Below are 22495 nucleotides of genomic sequence, written 5' to 3' on the forward strand. Positions count from 1 at the left end.
CTTTTTAAATAAAAGAATAAATATATTTTCTTATTCTTAATTCTTATTTTTAATTCTTATTAACACATAACTCTAGCCCATTCACTCGCACGCTTTTTATCACCTATACACGCACAATATTTAATTTAGATAGCGAACACGCACAAAACTTAATCATGCCGTCAATCCCCCCTGTCTAAACATAGACTTGAGTACGCCCACGTTTTCGGCTAACTATGCGAAAAAAGTTTCAATTTATTTTATTTTTTCTGCTTACACGTACATAAACGCTCACCTTTGTTGAGTTTGGGTGAATGCCGCGAAAAATATTGGCGCACCGAATCGATCTATCGGGCGTAAAACTACCCGATTTCAAAAAATATATGCGGAAATTTTTTCGGATCTATAATAGTAGAAACTCGGCGGGGATTGGGTAAAAGGCAATTCGCTGGGCTGCGTCAGGACTTCGCGAGAGATCAACCCCCTGATTCAAAAATCACAAATACTATCTCTAAGGGACTCCTGCGACGGCTCGGTGGGTGGCTTTGGGGGGTGGCGAGATTTTTCTTCATGGGCTGGCTCGTGCCGTGGTGGTCGTCCTCTTCGCTCGTCAGCGAGCGAGAGCCTTTAAAAGAGTTTCGAAGTTCCTAATCGAAGAAAGATTCATGAAAAGAAATACGAAGAAGAAACAATAAACGAAACTTAATCGATAACTTAATTCGATGCGAAGAAGAAAGAAGAAACGAATTGCAATCGATAACTTCAATCGAAAAGAATCGCACGAACTTAATCGATAAGACTTTAATCATTCGAAACTTAATTCAAATAAGAAAGATGATCACAATCTTTTTATCAATCGAATTCAATCGATAACAATTAAAGAAGAAGACAATCGAAGAAAATCGCTTCTGCTTTCAATTCCTTTACGATTATCTCTGCGCTGATGCAGTACATCGTAGTGTAGTCGTATGATAGCCTGCGGTTATGTACCAACGTACAATACCCTATCAGATACCTTAGATTAGACCGTACAAGCTTCTAGGTTATTCGAGCATAATCGTATTAGGTGAGACGTTATAATGCAGCATATAAAGCCGTGTGAGCCTACCTATATCGGGGTATACATATCGGGCTATCCCGAATAGGTAGGCGCCTGTTGGTCGATCAGATACGTGGCTAGGTATGGTGGCGTGTTCTTCGTAGGTTGGTCGGGTTGGTCGAATGATATGGCAGTGTATCATAACACAAAACATATAGCGGGCTATTGTTATATAAATATGCGTCGTGGGTAGTAGTCTAAAAAGGTACACCTTTATGCACGTCGTGAAATACATCCTATATCAGTCTATTAATTCACGAGAATTAACCTTTATGAACGTCTATAAAATAATTGACCTTTACAGACGTACGGTGTATATTTAGGCTAACGATAAAAGGAAACGGGGTTTTCATTATGGCAATCAGCTTCGGTTACATTCGTGTATCAAGTAAGGAGCAGAACTTAGACAGACAATACAAGGCGCTAGAATCTCATGTAACGGATACAAAATACATATACAGCGATAAGGCTAGCGGTAAGGACTTCGAGCGTGAGGGCTTTCAGAATATGCTTAAAGCAATACGTGAAGGCGATACGCTCTATATAAAATCTATCGACCGACTAGGCAGAAACAAGGCGCAGATAAAAGAATATCTCGAATACTTCAAGAAAGAAAAGATTCGTGTTAAAATTATCGACCTTCCTACGACTATGGCAGACGTACCAGCGGGGCAAGATTGGGTTATTGATATGATTAATAATATTATTATCGAGGTTTATACATCTATCGCAGAACAAGAAAGAAGAACGATAAAAGAGCGTCAACGTGAAGGTATCGACGCAGCAGCAGCGAAGGGAAAACATTTAGGGCGTCCTGTTATGGCACTTCCCGAGAACTGGGATAGCTTATACTGCGATTGGAAAAGCGGAAAGTTAAAAGCAGTCGAGTTTATGGCAGCTGTTAATATGAAGAAGGCAACGTTCTATAAAAAGATAAAAGAATACGAGGCAGCGCAGTAATAGGCGGTGTCTTTTTGTGCTGAATGCGTGACCCCTTGAGTTCAGAGCCTTCCTTCCAGCAGAACGAGCAGCAGGTGTATAGCCGCCGTTCACTTCGATACTATGCGCCGTCCCGTATACATATCGTATTACCACCAATCACAGCGCTACAAACACGCCAATCTGACGACATTTCCCCCGTGACATCGCTTATTTTGTAAATAACCGTAACCAATTCGATTACAACATAACTATCGTAAACCCTACAACCGCATAGCTTTGTGCCATCTTACGTTATATTATCAGATAGTTTACATGCCGTAAATTGTCGTTACTTTACGCATATAAAAAAGAGCTACGCTTTCTTAGCGTAACCCTCCCATCAAATATTGCGGCACTACATTTCACTATGTGTCGCCATTGACTAAGAATGTAACCATTATGTGTAAGTAGTGTAAGGTTAATAAACAAGATTTAAAACAAAACACACAGATTTTACTCTCTTATTTTATGCCACTCTTATTTTTTTCATCTCTATACTTCGGCAATACAGCAGCGTCTTGGTCATTGATAGATTTAATATCCTTTACATTTCTAAATAAAACATCTTTTTTGAGTATGCTTAATTCATCGCCTATCCATTGAAGTTTCTCTCCACTTACAACCCCTGGCATAATACGATAGCATCCAAATTTTCCATAGACGGCTTTAAAATTCTCTAAATTTCTCGAATCCTTCGAAGGGTTCATTCTATGAATCCTAGAAATAAGCATAATATAGTCATCTTCTACTTCAACGCCATCCTCTTTAAAACGCGACATAACATTATCAATGTTTGTACTAATATGTACATAATAACCATCTTGCTCCCGAGGAACTTTTCCTTCTATAAAAGATATTCTTAATTCATTATGATTATCAAATTCTCCAAGTCTTGATAACCATTGTTTGAATATCTTCACTGCGGCTTCTTTGTTCTCAAATAAGAATACCAACATTGGCGGTTGCGTGAAAGTCTGGTCAATTAAATATGCAACTCCCTTCCACCCAGCCTTATCCCATTTTTCAATGTCAATAAAACTTGTTACAAAGAGGGATTTTCGTTCTTTTTCAGGCAATGGGCGCAATTTACCTAATTCAGGTTTATTCACTGGATTTACATCTCTTAATCGCCAATATAATTTATCAAATCCTTCTTGGGCTTCTACATAATAATGCGTCGCCCCCTGTAAAGGTGTAGGGATGTCCCCATAAGAACCACCATCAAAAAGAACTGGAATAAACTTAGTATTAATCCCACCATCATTATAGAGATGCTGGTAGATTAGATTCCCTTCCCATATACCGCCCAATCCTTTACCGACCTCATCCTCGCCCATCACTCGTTTGAAATATGTTGGGGTACAAACCATGATAACGAAATCTGCATTTCTAACTTGGCGATCCATCCACCTTGGCCAACCTTCTGTCGGTGAAGTTTCATATTGGTCTAGTATCGTATCAATACCTTCCGCTCTTAATCTATTAGAAAAACTTAGAATGTTATCCGCATGTTCTTCACTATCATGTGTATAACTTATAAATACCTTTGGGTGTTCATTCACCAATATCACCTCTGCGTAAGATTTAATAGGTAAATTTTATCATGATATGGGAGTATTTCCCTAACATTTTTATATTTTACTGTTTTAATTAATAATTAAAATATTCTTACAAGTGAGGATGAAAGAAGTACGCACTCAACTGCCAAACATCGAAGAGAAGGCGAGTGAAGATGTTAAAAACAATGGATATTAACAAAGAAATGCGCCTATGAATGGCAGTAAGGCAGGCATTTGCTTCGCATTAATATTTACGCATAAATAAAAAAGGCTGCAATACCAGCACTCTTAACACTGGTATGCAACCTTCATCGAATTTTAAGCCTGATAACTTTAAACTTACGTATAAAATGATAATAACAATTGTCTCTACCTATTTTATTGGACAGCAACGTCTGTAAACGAAGCATCATACGTTTTGAAGCTGTCTTTAAAATCTATTACTCTTAGACTCCCTGATACCTTTTCTGGAGAACCAACATCCTTTAATTCAGAAGTTCGAGCAGTAACAAATCCTTTAGAGTTAGGAGCAACATTATCACTCATCATAATTTGATTAGAACTAAAACCGTTGACCGATACACTATCAGCTTGAATAGTAATGTTGATGTTTGTCTTATTTTCTACAAGAAATTTAACACCCTCTGTCTCCAATTTCACAAAGCTAATTTTAACACGATCATCTTCAAACACTTGCGTAGGAGCTTTTTCAACAGGTTTTGCCGATTCCTTCTTTGATTGTCCATTTGACTTCGTTTCTGTTTTGGCAGTTTCCTCACTCTTTACAACTTCCTTAACAGTTTCTGTTGAATTGTCTCCTTTAGGCGCTACTACTATACCCAGGATAAACCCAATAAACACTAACCCTAAAGCTTTTAATATTTTTTTCATATTTCCACTTTCCTTTCATTTCATATATACGTATACAGTACTATCCCATTATACAAATAATACCTACAAAAGCAATTACTTTAACCCCTCTTATCGTTCTTTCTTCTACGTAGCCTGCGTTCAATTACAATTGCTGCACCTAGAGAGGTGAATAACAACAAACACACTAAAACAAAAGGATCTGGAATATAAATGCTAGTAGAATTACAAGTAAATCAACATACATTTACTATCGACGAGCGGTTACGAGAAAGCTACGTGGGGCGTATCGAAGCATTAGCTAGAGTAAGGGGAGTTGCTACGTGATTCCAAAGTAGCGAAAGAGGTACGCTCACAACTGCTAAATATCGAAGAAAAGGCGAGTACAGCCGTTAAAGTAATAGATATTAACGACGAAATGCGCATAAAAAAGAGGCAATGCCGTTACACATCGCCCCTCTCACGCTATCGCCTATTACTATCAGCTATTATTATCGTTATATTCTTTTATTTTATCTCGACAGCGTAACGCTGTTTCCGTAAGCTGTGCGGCTATGACAGATAAGGCGAATAGCGCCGAGACCAGCTGTACGTAAAAGTTGTCCGATACATTCAGCAGCCACAACGCGAATAAGCCCAGCGTTAATAATATAATAGACGGTTTCCGCCCCTTCTTAATTTTCATCTTAATTCGGAACATGGTAAGCCCTCCTAATTACGCGGAGCTTGACATTAAGGAGATTTTTAGTCTATATTTTTTCTCTTTTTTCATAATCAGAATTTCCAGTACCATAATCCTTTATGAAGTCTTTGAAAGTCAATATTTCTCTTAGTGTTTTTTTATCCATTGGAGCAACAACTTCTTGCTCATCAAATCCCCTAGTTCTCAAAGAAGAAATATCAATTGCCTTATCAGAAGAAATCACTACAACAAATCCTCTGCGTTCATTTTGACCAAAATAATTTGAACCAATAACATCTACACTTTTTGTAAATGATACCCAATGATTATCAAAACGAATACGCTCAACATTATTCTCATCTAGCCAGTCATTATAATTATACGCATACTCCTCGTTTTGATTTTCTCCCCGATCATCATAATCATCATAATCTGGCTCATCATTTCCACCAATATGAACTCTGAATAGCAAAGTATTTGGTTTAACAATTTCTAAATCACCTTTGTTATTTTGCAAATCTATAAACTTTTCACGCCACATTTCATCAGAGGAAACTAAATTCTTTCTTCCCCTAATGCCCATATGATGATTAGTCCATTTTGAAATTACGTCCATTATACATCCTCCTTCTATTCCGCCAGTCACCAAAAATCGGTTCCTACCGACTGTTGTAATGTGTTATTGTTGTGCACCCTTCTTCGCTACTGCTCTTCCATTTCCTTCATTTCATCTTGCCAAGTAGCACCAATACCACCGCTAGGCGTATTCCATCGAGCTTCCTCGCGCAGAATCTTGGCTTTCTCCTGTTCGGTTAATGCGGGCGCACCGTGCCGTTTTCTCCATACTCACGCTCTTTTAATTACTCATTCGCTTGCTCTACGGCTTGTCGATCTTCTTCGTTGATTAAGCCTTTAGAACGACCGTTTTCGTCTAGTTCAACTGGTGCGGGATTATGATCATGATTTCCGATAGCATGGTCTTCGTGACCTTCGTTAGCTTCTAACTCATCATCGGGTATGTATTTGATAGCTTCGTATAAATTGCTTTTCTCCTTCTTCGTAACAGTACCATTCGCATCAAAGTAAATAGTCATCGAACCAGTATCGCTATGACTTAAATACCCGTAAGTAGAGAACGTCTTGTATTTCTCAATCATACGAGGTGAACCCGCTAATTCTCGAACCTTATTCGCAGACATCCCGACTTGTATTGCGTTGTATTCATTTAACGATACACTTGATGAATCCATATTGACATCTTTATACCACGGACGTCTGTCGTTAATCTCTGAATCTTCTAGCTTAGGCACTTCTGTATTACCTTCGGTAGCCCCTTCCTTTCGGGAAGACTCTAACGCAGACGTATCAGACTTCACTTTCTCTTCTACGGGTTTCGTAGTTTCTTCGCTAGTATCTTCGGCAACTCCTTCGACCCTAGTTGGTTTAGATGCTTCCTCCTCTCCCTTCGCAACTTCAATAGAATCGTGCTTCTTATACGGCTTGTAATCCGCATCCTCCTTCGTAGAGCAAGCGCTAAAGATTGACGTTGTAGCCACCCCTAATAAAAATACTTTCTTCAATGACTTCATAGTAATTCCCCCAGTATTGTTTAATGTATATTAATCAACGTATGTTAATTCATTATATATTAATAGCAGGTTGCACAAAGGACACTCGACTTCCCATACGCAACACACTTCGATATTACCCTTTATGTATTATTCCGCCACGATCTTTATTAAATCAATCCTTCACGCGTCCCCTTCTTCTTTCCTCTTACGTATAAAATCACCAATCATCGCAGTAACAAACGCCAAACCTACCGACAATCCAAACGCCACGCCGAAAGCTGCTACGTATAGATTACCAAATGCCTTCGTTGCGCACATAAATAAAAATGCGAATATAATTAGATACCTCTCTTTACGCTTGTTTCTCATCGTACCGCCTCCTTTCTAACGTCCCTTTTACGCAGTCCCTTCTTAAAACTTCTTATCGTACTTCTAGCGGAATCAAATGATCTGATTTCATACTTTATTTTACGGGAACAATCCTCGATAAAATGCGTTTCATTGTTTATACGATACCAATTATCTTTAGCTAGTCGTTCGATCAGCGGTATGTAGTGCGCCTCGATCCTCATTATATATTTATTATCACTATCACATATTCCAGTGTAACATTCTTCCACTTCTTTCTTAGCTAATAGGTGGAGCGCCAGCATTTCGGAAAAAAGCCACACTAAGCAAAAAATACAATAGGCTGCCCATATGGACAGCTTATTTACATAATTATCGTTATTGGAAGTTAAAAGTGCCTATGTTTTAAAGTTCTGTGAAGAGTTTTTTCCATTTTTGTGCTATTTCACTATCTGTATTTATACCCTTTGAATCTATGAAGGTTTCCCATTGCCAAATCTCAGCCCCAATTAAATGCAAATCAGTAAACTTTTCAATAAACTCAATAAAATTATCTGCTACACAAGTGACTGAATCTTCTTCATGATCCCAGTAAACAACAGCTGCATCTTCGTTATTAGAATTCAAATCTAAAGCAAAATAATCACCGTTGGGAACGGTATAGAATGCTAATTTTTGTCGTAAGTTTTCACCATAATTATCTCCTACATCCTTTAAGCTATCTGCAACTTCTGTTAAGTCCTCAATCGAATCTAAATTCCAACATAGTTCACCTGCAAAAATATCATCAAATTCAGCTGGTATAGAAAGTTCATCTGGAAAGGACCATCTAAGCTCTACTTGCTTTGAAAATTTCACTAAAACTTCTTTGAAGCTAATAGGGAGAGGATAGCCTAATTGTTGTTCTGTTAATTTAATTTCTTCTTCTGTTGCTGATTTTTCAACAACGAAAGATTCAATATCCCCTTTAATTTTTTCTATTTGATGAAACGTTTCGTTCCAGTTATTAATCCAATTTTGACTGTTCAACATAGCCAGTCCTCTCTTTTTATGTATTTATAAGATTAGATTATCATGGTAAAGCTTCTTTGTATTAAAGTTTTTTTAATGAATACTCTATTCATACTAGGTTAACATAACGTCTCATTATCGGTAGCAAGGAAAAAGGGGGAACCCTACTCTTACAAAGGAACCTTCTTTTTTTGTTCTATGAATCTATGCATTTTTTTTATACATTCCTATCCTGACGCGATTTTAGGGTTCCTGTTTGTTATTGAATTAGCCGAAAAACTGTATAAACTCTTGCATACTCTTAGCGTGGGTTTTTTCTGAAATACTGGCGCTCTCCCTAATAGCGCTAGTCTGTTTAATGTTGCGTTTATGTCTTCGCCTTTATTTGCGTACTGTCTTATATTAAGTCTGCTTTCCATACGTAAGTCCTTCGCCTCTTGCAGCGCCTGTGTCGACCTTCGATATTCAAATCACTTCCGCTAGTGGCGTTTAATACCGAATTTATGCTATTGACAATCGGTGGACGGCGACTAGCCGAGGTGAGCGAAGTTAGATTGAGTTGGGCGCAGTTTTCACCCCTATTCGCATTGATAAAAAAAATAACGAAGTGTTTAAACTTCATCATAATTTCGTAGTTTCTATGCGAATAAGAGGTAAGGCGGTTTACTAGCGTCGGATCGCTTGTAGTGTATCGTAGTAACGCATTCCCCGTCCTTTACGATTTCTCGTAATATCGACTTTCTACACCACAAAACGTCCCATAGTGCGTAAATCTTTCGATACACCCTGCTACCGTAGTAACAACGTATTTCCACCCTTGCCGTACAATGCCCGCAATCGGCTAGACCTATACGACGCACGGGGAATGATATGCGTTGGTTTGTATAGCGCTAGTGTTTGCGGCGGTCTAGCTCCCCTTTTACGTTTTTATAGCGGTACGGCTTCCGCTTTTTGACTTACCGCATCAATACCTAAAAAAGACAATAGGAAACTAAGCCTTGCACCCTTCGAATTTTTTCGATAGAATGCAAAGTAGATGATCGGACTGATACGGCTTGTCCTGTATTCAGTTTCGATGTGTATAGTTTTGAGTCTCCAGTTGGCGCTGGGGACTTTTTCTTTTATCTCGTTCTTTTTAGTTTGTTTAGCGGTGAGTATTCATCATGGCTCTTTCTCATTTCTTTAACATCCATTTGTATATATCGTCTCATAGTACGTATGTCAGCCCATCCGCCGATTTTTTGTAAAGTAAAAACATCGCATCCATTTAATATCATGTTTTTTGCCCATGTATGACGATAAACATGTGCGGATACTTTCTTTCCTTTAACTCCCGCTTTGTCTGCATAATGCTTCAATCGTTTATTAAAATGAATGGTAGTCAATGGATCACCGTAACTTGTTAAAAATATCAAATCACTTTTAAAATTTGCTTTGTTTTCATTAACGAGTTGTAGAACTAATTTAGTAACGTGTGTAGAAATCGGCACTAAGCGTGGCTTTCTATTTTTGCTTCTATCTGGTGAAATTGTTATAAATCGTGATTGAAAGTCGATGTCTGCAATACGTAAACTAACAAGCTCTCGAATCCTTAATCCCGAATCAAGTAACAGATTAATCGCTACGAAGTCCCGAAACCCTACGAAATCTCTTAATTTGGGTTGCTGCAATATCGCTTTGACTTCTTCGTCTTCTAAACAATTCGTTAAATCGATATCTTGCCTCAATAATTTAACTCTTTCCATCGGGTTCACTTGAATAATTTCTTCCCGTTGTAGATGATTAAAAATTGAGCGTAACGTCCTAAGATTAATATTGATCGTCGTATCAGCTAAACCAACTTTTCGGTTGTCTGTGTGTATCACTTTATGGGTATCGTAGCGCTTTTTATCGTGTTTCATATAATTTATATATTCTCGAAAGACTTCCGCTGTTAATTCATCGATATACTCTACTTCATAATTCGCGTATAACCAATCGGTGAAATACCGCCACATTTTGATATAATCCTTTACTGTCCTTTCCCTACACCCTTCTGCACGCTTACCTGAGATAGCAAGATCGAGCGCTTGTTGAATTGTTAGCTTAGGGTATTTTTTTCCGTCATTAGATATCTTCGTAATCCTTTTTCTCTTTTTTAACGACAAAATAAAAGACCTCCCTAACGATTAGATTTCATCGTTAAGAAAGTCGTTATCCACAACCGTATATTGAACAATTTAGTATTGTTTTCATCCCCCTAATACGCTTGTTTTTATACGCCCACTCTACCGTTATCCACAACCCTTCTCCCATCTTATCGTTTTCTAAAAACGTAACAACCCAGCTGCTGGACGAATTTATAAACGATTAGGATTTAAAGATATTGGGATGTGGACGATGTATCGATAATAAAAAGCCGATTTGAAATCGGCTTTTATACATATTCTGCCATTCCAGCTTGAAAGGCTTTTTTATCATTATTCAGGACACCAAATAATGCTTCTTGAAGAGCAAATGTACTTTTGTAAAAATACATTCGTTCCTTTACTGCTTCTAAATTAGGATAATGAACCGAAAAGAGTTGTAAAAACTCCTCTCCATAACTAGCTAATATCCCCGCAAAGTCATAAGCAGGATCTCCCATGCTCGCACCACCAAAATCTATAACTCCTGAAATATCCCGCTTTGTTGCACTATATAAAATGTTTGTCATGCCAAAATCCCCATGAACAAGACTAGGGGTAAAGTTAAAATGACTAGATTCATTTAAATATAACTCAAACGATTTTGAAATCTCTTTTCTCACTTCATTTCTCATGAATGGATAAACATGTTCTTGTAATTTACTATATAAACTATTTATTTCTGAATACGTATCAGTACCATCATATTGCATAATACCTTCAAATATAGATAATGGAATTTCGTGTAACTCTTTTAAAAATCCTGCTAATGTGCACGCAAGTTTCTGTATTTGTTTTTCATCATTTATTTCTGTAAAAATGTCTTTCCAAAACGGTTCTCCCTCAATCATTTCATATCCTGTAAATACTTTCCCTGGCACTTCATCTTGAAATCTTTGATAACATGGATTGGGAATATGGAGCGTAATGAAGGGTCTTATTTTCTCTAACAGCTTTGTTTCTACTCGAAGTTTCTGAATACCTTTTTCATATTTCGGAAAACGAAATACTATATTATCATTTACAATTAATACATCATTATTTTGACCTATTTCATTTACATAAACCGATTTTATTTGTAATTGAGGATACATCCTTTGTAAATACGCAACATACTCGTTTTCTTTTCTCATTCTCTCTCTTCTCCCGTTCAGGCTATTGTACTTACTTCAAAGTCATAATTACTTGTCTTTCAACAAACCCTAATTCTTCGTACATCTCTTTTGCAAAATTCCCAGCAAATACATTCAAACGAATTTCGGAATACTTCTCCTTCAATTCCTTAATGCCAGCCTCCATCAATTCTCGCGATAATCCTCTCCCGCGATATTCTGGGAATACGTACAGCTCATATATAAATCCAAGTTTTTCACGAGAAAAATAGTCTGCATTTTCCCCTATTAATATCCATCCCATTACTTTATTTTCTTCTTTAATGACTAAATAATATGCCCCTTTTTCTATTATTGGCTTTGTAATTTCAATCGCTTTCTCTTTACTTAACTGACAGTTCCCTCTCGTCCCTTCAAAAAGCGCTTGAGCTGCATAATGTAATATTTCTTTTGTATCTTCTCGATTCGCCTTTACTATCATTTTTCACAACTCCCATCACTAATAGGCATTAATATCGCTTGTTCAAGATTCTCCGACTCCATAACAATTGCCATCAATCCCTTTTCTGTACTTGTTTCATGTAACTCACCCTTCTCCCATAACACAGCTTGTCCCGCTTCCACCTTTACCTTTACTTTATCTGCCCCGCATACATACCCTTCTCCGTCCACAATAAGAAGCAGTTGAGATACAACTGCTTCATGATATCCGATAGTTCCATTCTCTTGTAAATGCATGGCACCGATATGTATATTCCCTTGATGATTTAATATTTTTGCCATTATGAAATTAGATTGAAATGCTGATATGTACTTCCCAACCTCTACACTAAAATCAAATATTTTCATTCCTACTCCTCCCTATATGTATAAAACCATCCTTACTGTCTGCATCAAATGTCCTTCAAAATCTTCTTCAAATTGCTCTAAAGCTGCAAAACCTTTCGCTTCATAAAAGCGCTTTCCTTTTTCATTTGCTGCTTCTACATGTATGTACAGTTTCCGAATCCCTTTTAGTCCCTTAATCCCTCTTTTTAACAAAGCACTTCCTATCCCTTTTCCTTGCTGATCTGGTAACAAATAAATCGCACCTAATTCTGCTTCATTTTGCAGTCTAACAGGTGAAAAATTCGCAAATCCAATTACTTCTCCCTCTTCTTCTGCAACGAATAAATGTGTATTTTTAAGACGATATTTCATTTTTTCATCAGAGTAGGCTTCATCTAAAAAACTATCTTGAATCTCTCTCGGAATAATTCCTTCGTAAGTATCATGCCAAGCTATTTTTGCTACGTTTTGTACAGCATGAATATCTTCTTGCTTCATTTCTCTAATTACATATGTCATCTCGATGTCTCCATTCTCTTTAAATTATATTCTGCTAATATACTAGAAGAAATGGCAAAACCATTTTCATAATTTACCTTAATTAATTTTAACTTTTCAATTGAAGCTCTTGTTATTTCGAACTTTTCATATAAATACTCTATTGCACCTAAAAACTGATTTACATTTAACTGATTTGCAATTGTGCAATGTGGGACCCACCTCCCTGGTACGTAATAGGACTTTTGATTATCATGAAAAGTTTTGAAATAATCATGATAAGAATGATGAAGTCTTAATAATTCATCAGTAATGTTTGGTGCTAGAAAGATCGTTCCGTTAGTAAGAAAAGTTCCAACAGAAGGAAAAGTTACAGTGGAGATGTTCTCTTGAAAAACTACAAACTCCTCTAATCTTTTCGTATATAAATTAACATCTAACTCTTTATAATCAGCCAATGTTATATGTGGTTCTACTCCGGCTAGTTCATTTGTTTCAATTATATTCGTTAATTCATTTTGCAATTCTCTAACTTTATTAGTAAACACACAATCAAATGTAGCAATAATAGCGTACACGCTTCCTCATCCCTTCGTTGCACATAGCACTTCCCACTCTTCACGAATCATTCCCATTCGAATAGAATCATAGTATGTTCCGTTATAATATCGGCATTTTCGCATTCTACCTTCTAAGCTCATTCCTATTTTCTCCGCTACTTTCATCATTCTTTCATTGCCAGACCAAGTTGTAAGTCCTACTCTACCAATCTCCATATTTTTAAATAGTAAGTCCCTATATAATGTTAATGCTTCTGTACCGTAGCCACCATTCCAGTATGCTGGGTCATAAATTACGATTCCCATTTCTAACCAACGCGTCGGTTTATGTTCCCAATAAAAACCTACTGTCCCAATGATTTGGCCTTCATGTTCGACAATTAAATTCGATAGCGGTTCTTCTTTTAAACGTTTTTGTGAATTTTCTTTATATGGCGTGTATTCTTGCATTGATATTGGAAAATACGGTGCATCCCATTTTTTCCACTCTGGATTTTCTTCTTTAAATATGAGGCTCCATAATGTTTTTATATCTGATTCTTCAATTGTACGAATTGTAACTTTGTTCCCCTTTAATATAACGTTTTGCATAATTTCCTCCTACATCTCTCTTTATTTCATATATAATTATAATATTTTTTCTGAAAAATCAAAACAAAACTCCACTCTATATTGTATAATTTTGTTATAAGATGCGAATTATTTATGTAAATTAGCCAAATTTTTCGAGTTTAATTTAGAAACGGAACTTCGGAAAAAGTTAGATGAAGTACGAATTCGTAACATAGTTAATAAAAATAGGAGGTTATATCCCCCCCATTTTAGCTAAATATTGTATTCCCCTTCTTTTTTACCTCAAGTAGAATCCCTTTCTCTATCCAGCCTTCTACACCATCTTTTTTAATTAAATCATATCCCATGCAACTGCCATCAATTAAAGAAACTGTATCCCCTTTTCTAATACTGATTTGCGCACAAGAAATATCCGTTTTCACTGTATACTCACCTGATTCAAGTTGCTTTATATACTCGTTTTTCACATGAAGTAATTCATTTGTTCCTAGTTGTTTACATACTGTAAAACCTTTCATTCTCTCCACTGGTTCTATGTAATAATGCGGATATGTAACCCCGCCCTGCATTACTGAATTCGCATTAAAATCAGCCAATACTTCATACTGCGGAAAATGATCTACATACGTATAAGAAAACATATCACCTGAAGTTGTCCTCTGAATAATAAATGCATTTAATTGCCCTGCTTCTTTAATCGCATTACCACCATCAATCGCAATAATTTTTTTCTCTTTATCAATAACTGGATTGTTAGACGGCGCCTCATCGGAATAGTTCACAACAGGCCAATGTCCTACAATTACGTACTTATCCGCTCTGTGTGACTTATAAAAAAACTCTGGCATTGCAATTGCATTTTTCCTGTCTGTTCGTTTCCAATCCTCTCTATCTTCAAGGCCAGCATGTACAAAGATATACTCCTCAGTTTCAATAGCAGTTGGCAATTCTGTTAGCCACTTTATTTCTTTTGAAAAATGGCTCATCAATATGTTTTTCACTTCACGAATATCACTTTCTTCATTAACTGTAATGTTCAATTGCCCTATCCATTCATTAAAAATTGTATTTTTTCGCGTACATAAATAATTTATTAGCGCAGGATTTTCATTTACAAGCGCTTCAACTACAACTTCACAATTCCCTTCAACTACATAAACATTCGGCTTGCTAACTACTAAATCCATCACATAGTTTACGACGCCAATGCTATCGTTCCCCTTCTCACAAAGGTCGCCATTTATAATTAAATAATCATCATCTTTAAAATTAACTTTATGTAATAATTCCTTTAAAAGATTTAATTCGCCATGAATATCAGATATTACGATAACTCTTACACCTTTTGGAATTAATAGTTTCTGAATTTTTTCCAAGTATAAACTCCCCTAACCTTCTTTTAATTCAATATTATCGTCTCAATTATAAAGAAACTATTCGACAAAATAAGTAATTAACCCTCCTCATTCTTCAATTCTAAATTAAAAGGGGTTCCATATGTTCTCACACATAGAACCCCCTTAATATTATAATTCTTTATAAAAAGAATAGCTTACCTTATCGTAGCCTTCTCTTTCATAAAAACGATGTGCATCAACTCTTGGAAACGCTGATGTAAGAACGATAGAACTGCACCCTTTTTCTTCCCCCCATTTTTCTACATATGACAGCAGAACCTTACCATATCCTTTTGATCTGTGAGCTTTTGCAGTTACAAGGTCATATACGAAAACATGTTTCTCATTATAAAAATTCGTACAAATCGCTACACCAGCTAGACTAACAACTTCGTCATCTTCATTCTGTAACGAGAGTAGTTTATAATTTTCTTTTTTCATTTTTTGAAATAAAGAACTTGCTTCTTCTCTTGAGATTTTTGTTCGTAATTGCTGTAATACAGGGAATACATCATGTAAATCAGCTTCTGTTACTACTTCTCTAATATTCATTATGATTCTCTCCTTGCTATTTATTAAATTTTCTAAATGTTATATCATCATTATAAAAAGTAACTGCCCTTAACTTAAGTGACAGTTCGATTATTTTTTATATGGCCAGTTTTTAAAGGAGAATTCTTAAAATGGATCTTACTATCCCATTACAATTAGAAAGTAAAACACCAATTTACTTACAAATTTACGAATATATGAAACGAGAAATTTCTCAGGGATTACTACCTGCCGGTACACGCCTTCCTTCTCACAGAAATTTAGCGATACAACTTAATGTTAGTCGTATTACTGTTGAATCTGCTTATCAACAATTACTAGCTGAAGGTTATGTAGAAAGTAAACCGAAACGTGGGATTTTTGTTGCGGAAGTTGATATTGATGTCATTCAAAATAAACAACACGTTGCGTCAAACAGCGCTAACAATATTAAAAATGAACAATATGACTATGATTGTAGCCAAGGCCTTATTGATCAAAAAGCTTTTCCAATTACAAACTGGAAAAGAGCATTACAAGAAACTTTATTCCAGTATGAAAATGATTTATTTGCTAGAGAAGATCCTCAAGGTGAGTTCATTCTACGAGAACATATTTCAAAATATTTATATCATGCTCGCGGGGTACATTCTACACCTGATCAAATTATTATCGGAGCCGGTACGCAGCCTCTTCTTTGGCTACTACTCCAACTGCTTGGTTCAAAAAAAGAATATGGAATCGAAAACCCTGGATTTCACCGTATAACTGCTATGATTCAAAGTTCTGCTCTTCCTGTTCACCCTATACCTCTAGATGATAAAGGTATTCATATTTCAGCTTTACGTGAATCAAGTGCTAATGTGGCATACGTCACTCCATCTCACCAATTTCCTCTTGGAATGATTATGCCATTATCTAGAAGGCTCGAATTATTAAGATGGGCCAATGATTGCGAAGGATATATTATTGAAGATGATTATGACGGGGAATTTCGTTATGTAGGAAAACCTATCCCCTCTTTACAGGGACTAGATTCAAATGAACGCGTTATTTATATGGGAACTTTCTCGAAATCCTTTTTACCTTCTTTGCGAATGGGGTATATCGTTTTACCACCTCATCTTTTAAAAATCTATAAAGCGCTTGGAGGCATGTTTAAACAAACTGTTTCTACCCTGCAGCAACTTGCCTTTGCAGCCTTTATTCAAAATGGGGATTGGGAACGCCATATTAATCGAAGTCGTACGTTATATAAAAGAAAACATATTTCTTTAGTTAAATCTATTACAAACGAAATGGGCAATAGCGTTCATATACTCGGTGAACAATCAGGGCTTCATATCGTACTTCATGTTCATAATGGGATGAACGAACAAGAACTTATTCATGCTGCTGCAAAACAGCGAATCAAATTGTACCCACTCTCTACATATGATTCTGTACATAATTTAAGAAAGGCGTCTTATGTATTACTTGGTTTCGGCAGTATTCCCGAAGATAGTATCGAAACGGTTGTCAAATTACTGAAAATAGTCTGGTTCCCTAACTAAAAATAACTCCACGTAAGTTATACTTACGTGGAGTTATTTTTAGTTACTATTTTTCTGATACTTGCCCTGATCTCGCTGTCCTTCCTGGACGCTTTACACCAGTTGTTTCTGTTGAATAAGAAGCTTCAATTATAGCAGTTGGATCTACAGAGAGAACGAGATCTTTCATTTTTGGATAAATGAAACGGTTTGTAATACAATAAATAATTCTCTGGTGCTCTCCTAAAAAACCACCTTCTCCATGTAGATACGTAACAGACAGTTGTAATTCTTTCATAAGCAGTTCGCCAATTTCTTTATTTTTATTCGAAATAATCATGACGCTCTTTCCTTGATTAATACCGTCTAATATGAAATCTATCATCTTCGTAACAATATAGAAAATTGCTAATGAGAACATCGCTTGCTCAATTGAAAATAAAATAGCAACAAATACAAAAATAACCGCATTTACAGCAAGTAAAAATGTACTAATTGGTACTTTAAAATGCTTGTTCATCCATACAGCTAACATTTCTGATCCATCAATTGCTCCGCCCATTTTTACAACAATCCCAACACCAACACCAAATAGAACTCCTCCATAAAGTACAATTAATAATTCCGAAGTCGTAATTGCTGGAAATGGTTTTAAATAAATCAATCCGAGTGTTGTAACAACATTTGCATAGGATGTACGGATGAAAAACTTCTTCCCCATTACTTTTGCAGTAAATAGTAAAATCGGGATATTAAGTCCTAAAAACACTCCGTAAAGCGGTAATCCAGCAACTTTATTTGCCATAATAGCAATAGCCGTTACCCCGCCATCTACTAATCCATTAGGTGCTAAAATAAGCTCTAATGAACCTGCTACTATAATCGAGCCAATTGTTAATAATAGGTATTCAAATATTTTTTTCATTCATTACCCCCAAAACTTATATATTTTCTTAGTATTATTTTAACGTAATTTTACTACTAATTCAAAGATATCGGTTTATATACACAGAATTCTCACCTTTACGGCGATTTTTATGTAATTTATTTATAGAAACACACTTACTTATTACAGTAAGTGTGTTTCTAACGTTTATTGAAGTTTTGAGTATGAATTCATTTTCATTTTAAATATTTCATCAACTGCCTTATTATATCCACCAGCATTCCGAAGTGACTCTCCAACTTTACGACTATTCTCTTTAAACGTCACATCATCCATTACTTTCTTTACAGTCTCACGTAACAATTCAGAAGCTAATTCTTTACGATTAAGCCTTATTCCAGCCCCTACTTCAGTCACTCGTTTCGCCACTAAAGGCTGATCTCCTGTTACCGGAATTACAACTAACGGGACACCGTAATATAGTGCTTCACTCGAACTATTCATACCACCATGTGTCACGAATACATCAGCATGCTGTAATACTTCTAATTGTGGTACATAATTATACAACTTAAAGTTATTCGGAATGTTTTCAAATTGACTTATATTTATCTTCTTACCAACAACTAATACGACTGTCGCTTCTACATCTTTAAACGCTTCAAAACATTTTTCATATAGCCCAGGTTGTTCATTAAAAACTGTTCCCATAGAAATGAAAATCACTTTTTCATCTTTTAAATCTTCAATAGGAAAGCTGCCTGCTTCTTTTCGAGCAGCAATTGATGGACCGACAAACTTATACGATTCATCGAATACATCTGACCGCGGCTGATATTCTTTTGAAGTATATACAATAGTAATATCACCAGGATGATTCATAATATCATACATACTATTACATTTCATACCATACTGCTTATTCCATTTTGCCATTCCCGCTAAACAAGATTGATATAATGGATTCGTTTCATCTACTTGTCTTGATTCTTGTTCATCGTTAAAAGTAATGTACTGATTAAAAGCAAATGTTGTACAGGAAGAAACACTAGGTAATTTTAAAACATTCGCTATAATACGTCCTACTGGAAAATGATTATCGTATATCAAGTAATCGTATTTTTCGCCTTTTGTTTCTTCTACAATTTGAGTCACAATACGCTCTGATGCTTCAATCATATGAGATAGCATCGTCAAAGGACTCCCACCTTCATTTACTCGTTCCATAATATTAATTTGAGAGAGAAAATTCTCAAACACTCGGAATTCTGCACCTGTTGCTTCAATCTTCTTTCTATAATCTTCAATACAATACGAAACAACTGTTTCCCCTCGCTGAATTAACTCACTAACAATAGCTAAAGTCGGATTAATATGACCTTCTCCAGGGAAATTTATTACGAGTACATTTGCCATAATATTCTCTCCTATCTAATATAATTAATAATTAATCATGTTAATTAATTTAAAACTATTATAAAGGAATCTATTCTACTTCTTCATATTTTTCTCTTCATTTTATTATTGAGAAATATTTTTCAAAACCTACATTATAATCCTCATACAAGTACGCTGAACTCTTCATTTACTGAAAAATACGAGATTTACATTCAGGCATTTTTACAGGTGTATCATCAAAAACATTATTTTGATAATTCATACAAAACTAGAAAAATATAATTTCCACACCAATTTCTCACAATAGATTTATTTAAGTTCTATGTTTTCCCTATCATTATCCACTTAGTACATATTTTGTTATATAATGAATTTATGGAATTTACAGAAAAAAGGAGCACCTTCATGCTACAACAACTATTCACTTCATCTATCTTATCTGTTCAAACTTTACACCCAGGTTATGAAGATCATGCAAGCGATGTATTTCTTGTTAAAACAGCATCTGAAGAAGTTATTGTTCGTTCCTCAAAAATGACTGAAGAGCCTAGCAATGATTTTTGGTGGGGATGTAAAAACCTTTTTGGAATTGATCCAAGGAACGTACATTATTTAGAAACAATACACGCATTATTGAAAAAGCATACTACCTTACCAATCCCTACTATTTTACAAAAACATATTTTAAATGGCCAAGAGTATGTAATCGTCGAAAAACTAACCGGAAGTACACTGCAATCATTTATCGGACAACCTGATTCTATTTTATTCAGCCTTGGAAAAGGACTAGCAGAGATTCATTCGTTTCAAGCAGAGTTTATAGGAAACCCATCAAGTACTTTCCACATTTCACTAGAAGAATTTAAGTCTCACATATTAAAAGTCAGTAAAGATCTTGTAAATAGGTTCTATTCCGATAACGCGGGCATCCATAACGCATTTCATACTTTTGAGTCACAACTCTCTTCCTTGCCAGCACCAAAGGAAGCTACACTCGTTTTAATTGATATGGACCCTACTCAGTTTTTATCAGATGGTACAACTATTACGGGTTTAGTAGATACAGAAGCCTATGCAGTTGCTCCTCGAGAGTTTGATTTCATCGGCTTAGAATATGTATTTACAGAAAAAGAGGCTCATGCTTTTAAACAAGGTTACGAAACCATTATGCCCATTCCTCGTCTTAAAGAATGTAGACAACCCTATCGATATTTATATCGCTTATTATCTGTTCAGGGTAATGTGGAGTTAGAAAAGTGGCTAAGTCATCCATCCTATTTTTAAATACGAATGAGAGGGATTATGAAATGAATATTGAAAAAAAGAAATCTTTAACAGCAAACGAAATTCAGCAAATGAAAGATTTATCTCATATTTGCGGACAACACGATCAAATTGATTACTCGTCAGATTTACATGTAAACTTTTTAACTGCTCGTAATAAAGAAAAGATAAATGATTTTCTATTTTATGATGATACACAATTAATCAGTGCATTAAGTATGTATGACTTTGAAAGACCGACAAAACTGGAGTTAATAGGGTTTGTCCATCCGAACTATAGGAAACAACATATAGGCACCACTCTTTTACAAACCGCAATGAAAGAAATACGAATAAGGGAGGCAGATGAAGCTCTTCTTATTATGAATGGGGATTCTGCTTCTGGGAAAGAATTTGCAAAACAAATGAAGTTACCTTATTTATATAGTGAATATAGTATGGAGTTCAAAGCAAAAGAAGTGCAAAAAACAACAAAGAATACTATACAGCTCACTCTTGCATCTTCAGAATCACTTCTTAATCTTATTGAAATTTCCAGTAAAGCCTTTGGAGATTCTGTAGAAAATACCGCTACATGGTTACAGAAAATGATGAATTCACCTTCCCATCAAGTTTACAGTGCCCTTATCGATGAAAAAGTGATAGGAACGATTACAGTTTCTGAGCAAGGGCAATCTACTACACTATCAGGATTCGCAGTTCATCCTTCTTATCAAGGTAAAGGATATGGTAAAGATATTCTTAGTTATATGGTACATACACTTATTACAGAAGGGATTTCAACAATTGAATTAGACGTCGAAACGAAAAATAACAATGCTTTAAAACTATATACACAATGTGGTTTTGAAATTAAAACGAAGCATGACTATTATAATTTAATGAATTTTGAGGAGCATACATATGTCTAAAAAACTAATTTATTCTGATTATGATGTTTTTGCAGACATCTATAATAAACATTGGGGACATTTTGCAGAACACTCTTATCCAGCCTATCATAAATTCATTTTACAAGATGCAGCTTCCCACTCCCGTATATTAGACCTTTGCTGCGGGACTGGACATCTTACTAGGAAACTAATTGATAATAATTTTATAGTAACTGGTATAGATGGTTCTGCTCAAATGATTGAACACGCACGTCAAAACGCGCCAGATGCATCCTTCACCGTCGATGATGCACGCTCTTTCAAAGTGAATGAGAAATTCCACTATGTCATTTCAGCCGGTGATAGCTTAAATCATATAATGAAATTAGATGAGCTAAAAAACACTTTCCATCATGTTTATTTAGCATTATATGATGGAGGTACATTTGCATTTGATATGAATATGGAGAAAGGTTTTCTTGAAAGTTGGAGTGCGTCCTTTCACATTTCAGAACAAAAATATGTCTGTACGATAAACTCTACTTATGACATTGAAAGAAAAAAAGCAGAAATGAACTTTATACTATTTAGGCATGACATAAATGCTAATTGGAAAAGAAGTGACTTTTCTTTTGAGGAAGCTTGTTACTCCAATGAAGAAATAATTTCTTCATTGGAATCTGTAGGATTTAAAAACATTCAACTACATGGTACAAATAGAACATTTTTTATTTGTGAAAAATAAAAAAACTGAATCAG

At 35.6% G+C, this 22495-nt stretch carries 22 protein-coding genes and 4 pseudogenes; 7 read left to right on the top strand and 19 right to left on the bottom strand.

Annotated elements, in window-relative coordinates; translation table 11 throughout:
* The first annotated feature begins 1432 nt into the window (after positions 1-1432).
* Positions 1433-2038 carry a recombinase family protein gene (locus tag ACP6L7_RS01925; protein ID WP_097829673.1) on the top strand — a complete coding sequence of 202 codons (606 nt, stop codon included), beginning with the start codon at positions 1433-1435 and terminating at the stop codon, positions 2036-2038.
* Between the two features lie 482 nt (positions 2039-2520).
* On the opposite strand, the gene ACP6L7_RS01930 is transcribed toward ACP6L7_RS01925, so the two are convergent.
* Together ACP6L7_RS01930 and ACP6L7_RS01935 are read right to left on the bottom strand one after the other, a co-directional pair.
* On the bottom strand, positions 2521-3621 hold the full coding sequence (locus ACP6L7_RS01930) for a toll/interleukin-1 receptor domain-containing protein (RefSeq protein WP_179864541.1): 1101 nt from the start codon (positions 3619-3621) through the stop codon (positions 2521-2523).
* Between the two features lie 375 nt (positions 3622-3996).
* Positions 3997-4509 (bottom strand): hypothetical protein, encoded by a 513-nt coding sequence (locus ACP6L7_RS01935; protein WP_097829675.1) that lies wholly within the window; start codon positions 4507-4509, stop codon positions 3997-3999.
* A gap of 289 nt (positions 4510-4798) precedes the next feature.
* Between ACP6L7_RS01935 and ACP6L7_RS01940 the strand changes: the two are divergent.
* Positions 4799-4918 (top strand): annotated as a pseudogene (locus tag ACP6L7_RS01940) (phage antirepressor KilAC domain-containing protein); the annotation flags it as partial.
* 51 nt (positions 4919-4969) lie between these two features.
* Here the strand turns inward: ACP6L7_RS01940 and ACP6L7_RS01945 are convergent.
* The 7 genes and pseudogenes from ACP6L7_RS01945 to ACP6L7_RS01975 form a co-directional block, all read right to left on the bottom strand.
* Entirely contained in the window at positions 4970-5188 is a 219-nt protein-coding gene (locus ACP6L7_RS01945; RefSeq protein ID WP_430528879.1) for a hypothetical protein, read from the bottom strand.
* A gap of 49 nt (positions 5189-5237) precedes the next feature.
* Positions 5238-5786, bottom strand: coding sequence for a hypothetical protein (locus ACP6L7_RS01950; protein ID WP_097829676.1), 549 nt, complete (start codon positions 5784-5786; stop codon positions 5238-5240).
* An 86-nt stretch (positions 5787-5872) separates the two neighbouring features.
* Positions 5873-6759, bottom strand: a pseudogene (bamE, locus tag ACP6L7_RS01955) (outer membrane protein assembly factor BamE domain-containing protein).
* 162 nt (positions 6760-6921) lie between these two features.
* Positions 6922-7110 (bottom strand): hypothetical protein, encoded by a 189-nt coding sequence (locus ACP6L7_RS01960; protein WP_097829678.1) that lies wholly within the window; start codon positions 7108-7110, stop codon positions 6922-6924.
* A gap of 71 nt (positions 7111-7181) precedes the next feature.
* Positions 7182-7379: pseudogene (locus tag ACP6L7_RS01965) on the bottom strand (hypothetical protein); the annotation flags it as partial.
* A gap of 115 nt (positions 7380-7494) precedes the next feature.
* Positions 7495-8121, bottom strand: a complete 627-nt coding sequence (locus tag ACP6L7_RS01970; protein ID WP_097829679.1) for an SMI1/KNR4 family protein — start codon at positions 8119-8121, stop codon at positions 7495-7497.
* 1100 nt (positions 8122-9221) lie between these two features.
* Positions 9222-10247 (bottom strand): tyrosine-type recombinase/integrase, encoded by a 1026-nt coding sequence (locus ACP6L7_RS01975; protein WP_097829680.1) that lies wholly within the window; start codon positions 10245-10247, stop codon positions 9222-9224.
* Positions 10248-10416: 169 nt separating this feature from the next.
* On the opposite strand from ACP6L7_RS01975, the pseudogene ACP6L7_RS01980 reads away from it, so the two are divergent.
* Positions 10417-10491, top strand: a pseudogene (locus ACP6L7_RS01980) (GNAT family N-acetyltransferase); the annotation flags it as partial.
* 25 nt (positions 10492-10516) lie between these two features.
* Here the strand turns inward: ACP6L7_RS01980 and ACP6L7_RS01985 are convergent.
* The 8 genes from ACP6L7_RS01985 to ACP6L7_RS02020 all read right to left on the bottom strand — a co-directional run bounded on the left by ACP6L7_RS01985 (position 10517) and on the right by ACP6L7_RS02020 (position 15785).
* Positions 10517-11398 (bottom strand): phosphotransferase family protein, encoded by an 882-nt coding sequence (locus ACP6L7_RS01985; protein WP_097829681.1) that lies wholly within the window; start codon positions 11396-11398, stop codon positions 10517-10519.
* A gap of 31 nt (positions 11399-11429) precedes the next feature.
* On the bottom strand, positions 11430-11858 hold the full coding sequence (locus tag ACP6L7_RS01990; protein WP_097829682.1) for a GNAT family N-acetyltransferase: 429 nt from the start codon (positions 11856-11858) through the stop codon (positions 11430-11432).
* Positions 11855-12226 carry a cupin domain-containing protein gene (locus tag ACP6L7_RS01995; protein ID WP_097829683.1) on the bottom strand — a complete coding sequence of 124 codons (372 nt, stop codon included), beginning with the start codon at positions 12224-12226 and terminating at the stop codon, positions 11855-11857. The genes ACP6L7_RS01990 and ACP6L7_RS01995 overlap by 4 nt, the downstream gene beginning before the upstream one ends.
* Positions 12227-12238: 12 nt before the next feature.
* Positions 12239-12724: a GNAT family N-acetyltransferase gene (locus ACP6L7_RS02000; protein ID WP_097829684.1), complete on the bottom strand. Its 486-nt coding sequence runs from the start codon at positions 12722-12724 to the stop codon at positions 12239-12241.
* A complete protein-coding gene (locus ACP6L7_RS02005; protein WP_097829685.1) occupies positions 12721-13281 on the bottom strand; it encodes a 2'-5' RNA ligase family protein in 561 nt (186 codons plus the stop codon). The genes ACP6L7_RS02000 and ACP6L7_RS02005 overlap by 4 nt, the downstream gene beginning before the upstream one ends.
* Before the next feature lie 6 nt (positions 13282-13287).
* On the bottom strand, positions 13288-13854 hold the full coding sequence (locus ACP6L7_RS02010; protein WP_097829686.1) for a GNAT family N-acetyltransferase: 567 nt from the start codon (positions 13852-13854) through the stop codon (positions 13288-13290).
* A gap of 230 nt (positions 13855-14084) precedes the next feature.
* Positions 14085-15212, bottom strand: coding sequence for a metallophosphoesterase (locus tag ACP6L7_RS02015; protein ID WP_097829687.1), 1128 nt, complete (start codon positions 15210-15212; stop codon positions 14085-14087).
* Between the two features lie 150 nt (positions 15213-15362).
* Positions 15363-15785 carry a GNAT family N-acetyltransferase gene (locus ACP6L7_RS02020; RefSeq protein WP_097829688.1) on the bottom strand — a complete coding sequence of 141 codons (423 nt, stop codon included), beginning with the start codon at positions 15783-15785 and terminating at the stop codon, positions 15363-15365.
* A gap of 131 nt (positions 15786-15916) precedes the next feature.
* Here ACP6L7_RS02020 and pdxR point away from each other — a divergent pair, with 131 nt between their 5' ends.
* Entirely contained in the window at positions 15917-17317 is a 1401-nt protein-coding gene (gene pdxR / locus ACP6L7_RS02025) for a MocR-like pyridoxine biosynthesis transcription factor PdxR (protein ID WP_097829689.1), read from the top strand.
* Between the two features lie 46 nt (positions 17318-17363).
* On the opposite strand, the gene ACP6L7_RS02030 is transcribed toward pdxR, so the two are convergent.
* The gene (locus ACP6L7_RS02030; RefSeq protein ID WP_097829690.1) at positions 17364-18221 is read right to left on the bottom strand and encodes a YitT family protein; all 858 of its coding nucleotides are present in this window, start codon (positions 18219-18221) and stop codon (positions 17364-17366) included.
* Positions 18222-18389: 168 nt separating this feature from the next.
* Positions 18390-19598, bottom strand: a complete 1209-nt coding sequence (locus tag ACP6L7_RS02035; RefSeq protein WP_097829691.1) for a macrolide family glycosyltransferase — start codon at positions 19596-19598, stop codon at positions 18390-18392.
* Positions 19599-19985: 387 nt separating this feature from the next.
* Between ACP6L7_RS02035 and ACP6L7_RS02040 the strand changes: the two genes are divergently transcribed.
* Genes ACP6L7_RS02040 through ACP6L7_RS02050 form a run of 3 tightly spaced genes read left to right on the top strand, consistent with a single transcriptional unit; the run spans position 19986 to position 22481 of the window.
* A complete protein-coding gene (locus ACP6L7_RS02040; protein WP_097829692.1) occupies positions 19986-20864 on the top strand; it encodes an aminoglycoside phosphotransferase family protein in 879 nt (292 codons plus the stop codon).
* Positions 20865-20887: 23 nt separating this feature from the next.
* Positions 20888-21775, top strand: a complete 888-nt coding sequence (locus ACP6L7_RS02045; protein ID WP_097829693.1) for a GNAT family N-acetyltransferase — start codon at positions 20888-20890, stop codon at positions 21773-21775.
* Positions 21768-22481 (top strand): class I SAM-dependent methyltransferase, encoded by a 714-nt coding sequence (locus ACP6L7_RS02050; RefSeq protein ID WP_097829694.1) that lies wholly within the window; start codon positions 21768-21770, stop codon positions 22479-22481. The genes ACP6L7_RS02045 and ACP6L7_RS02050 overlap by 8 nt, the downstream gene beginning before the upstream one ends.
* Positions 22482-22495: the final 14 nt, after the last annotated feature.

Source organism: Bacillus silvicola (assembly GCF_050524305.1).
GTDB lineage: Bacteria > Bacillota > Bacilli > Bacillales > Bacillaceae_G > Bacillus_A > Bacillus_A cereus_AT.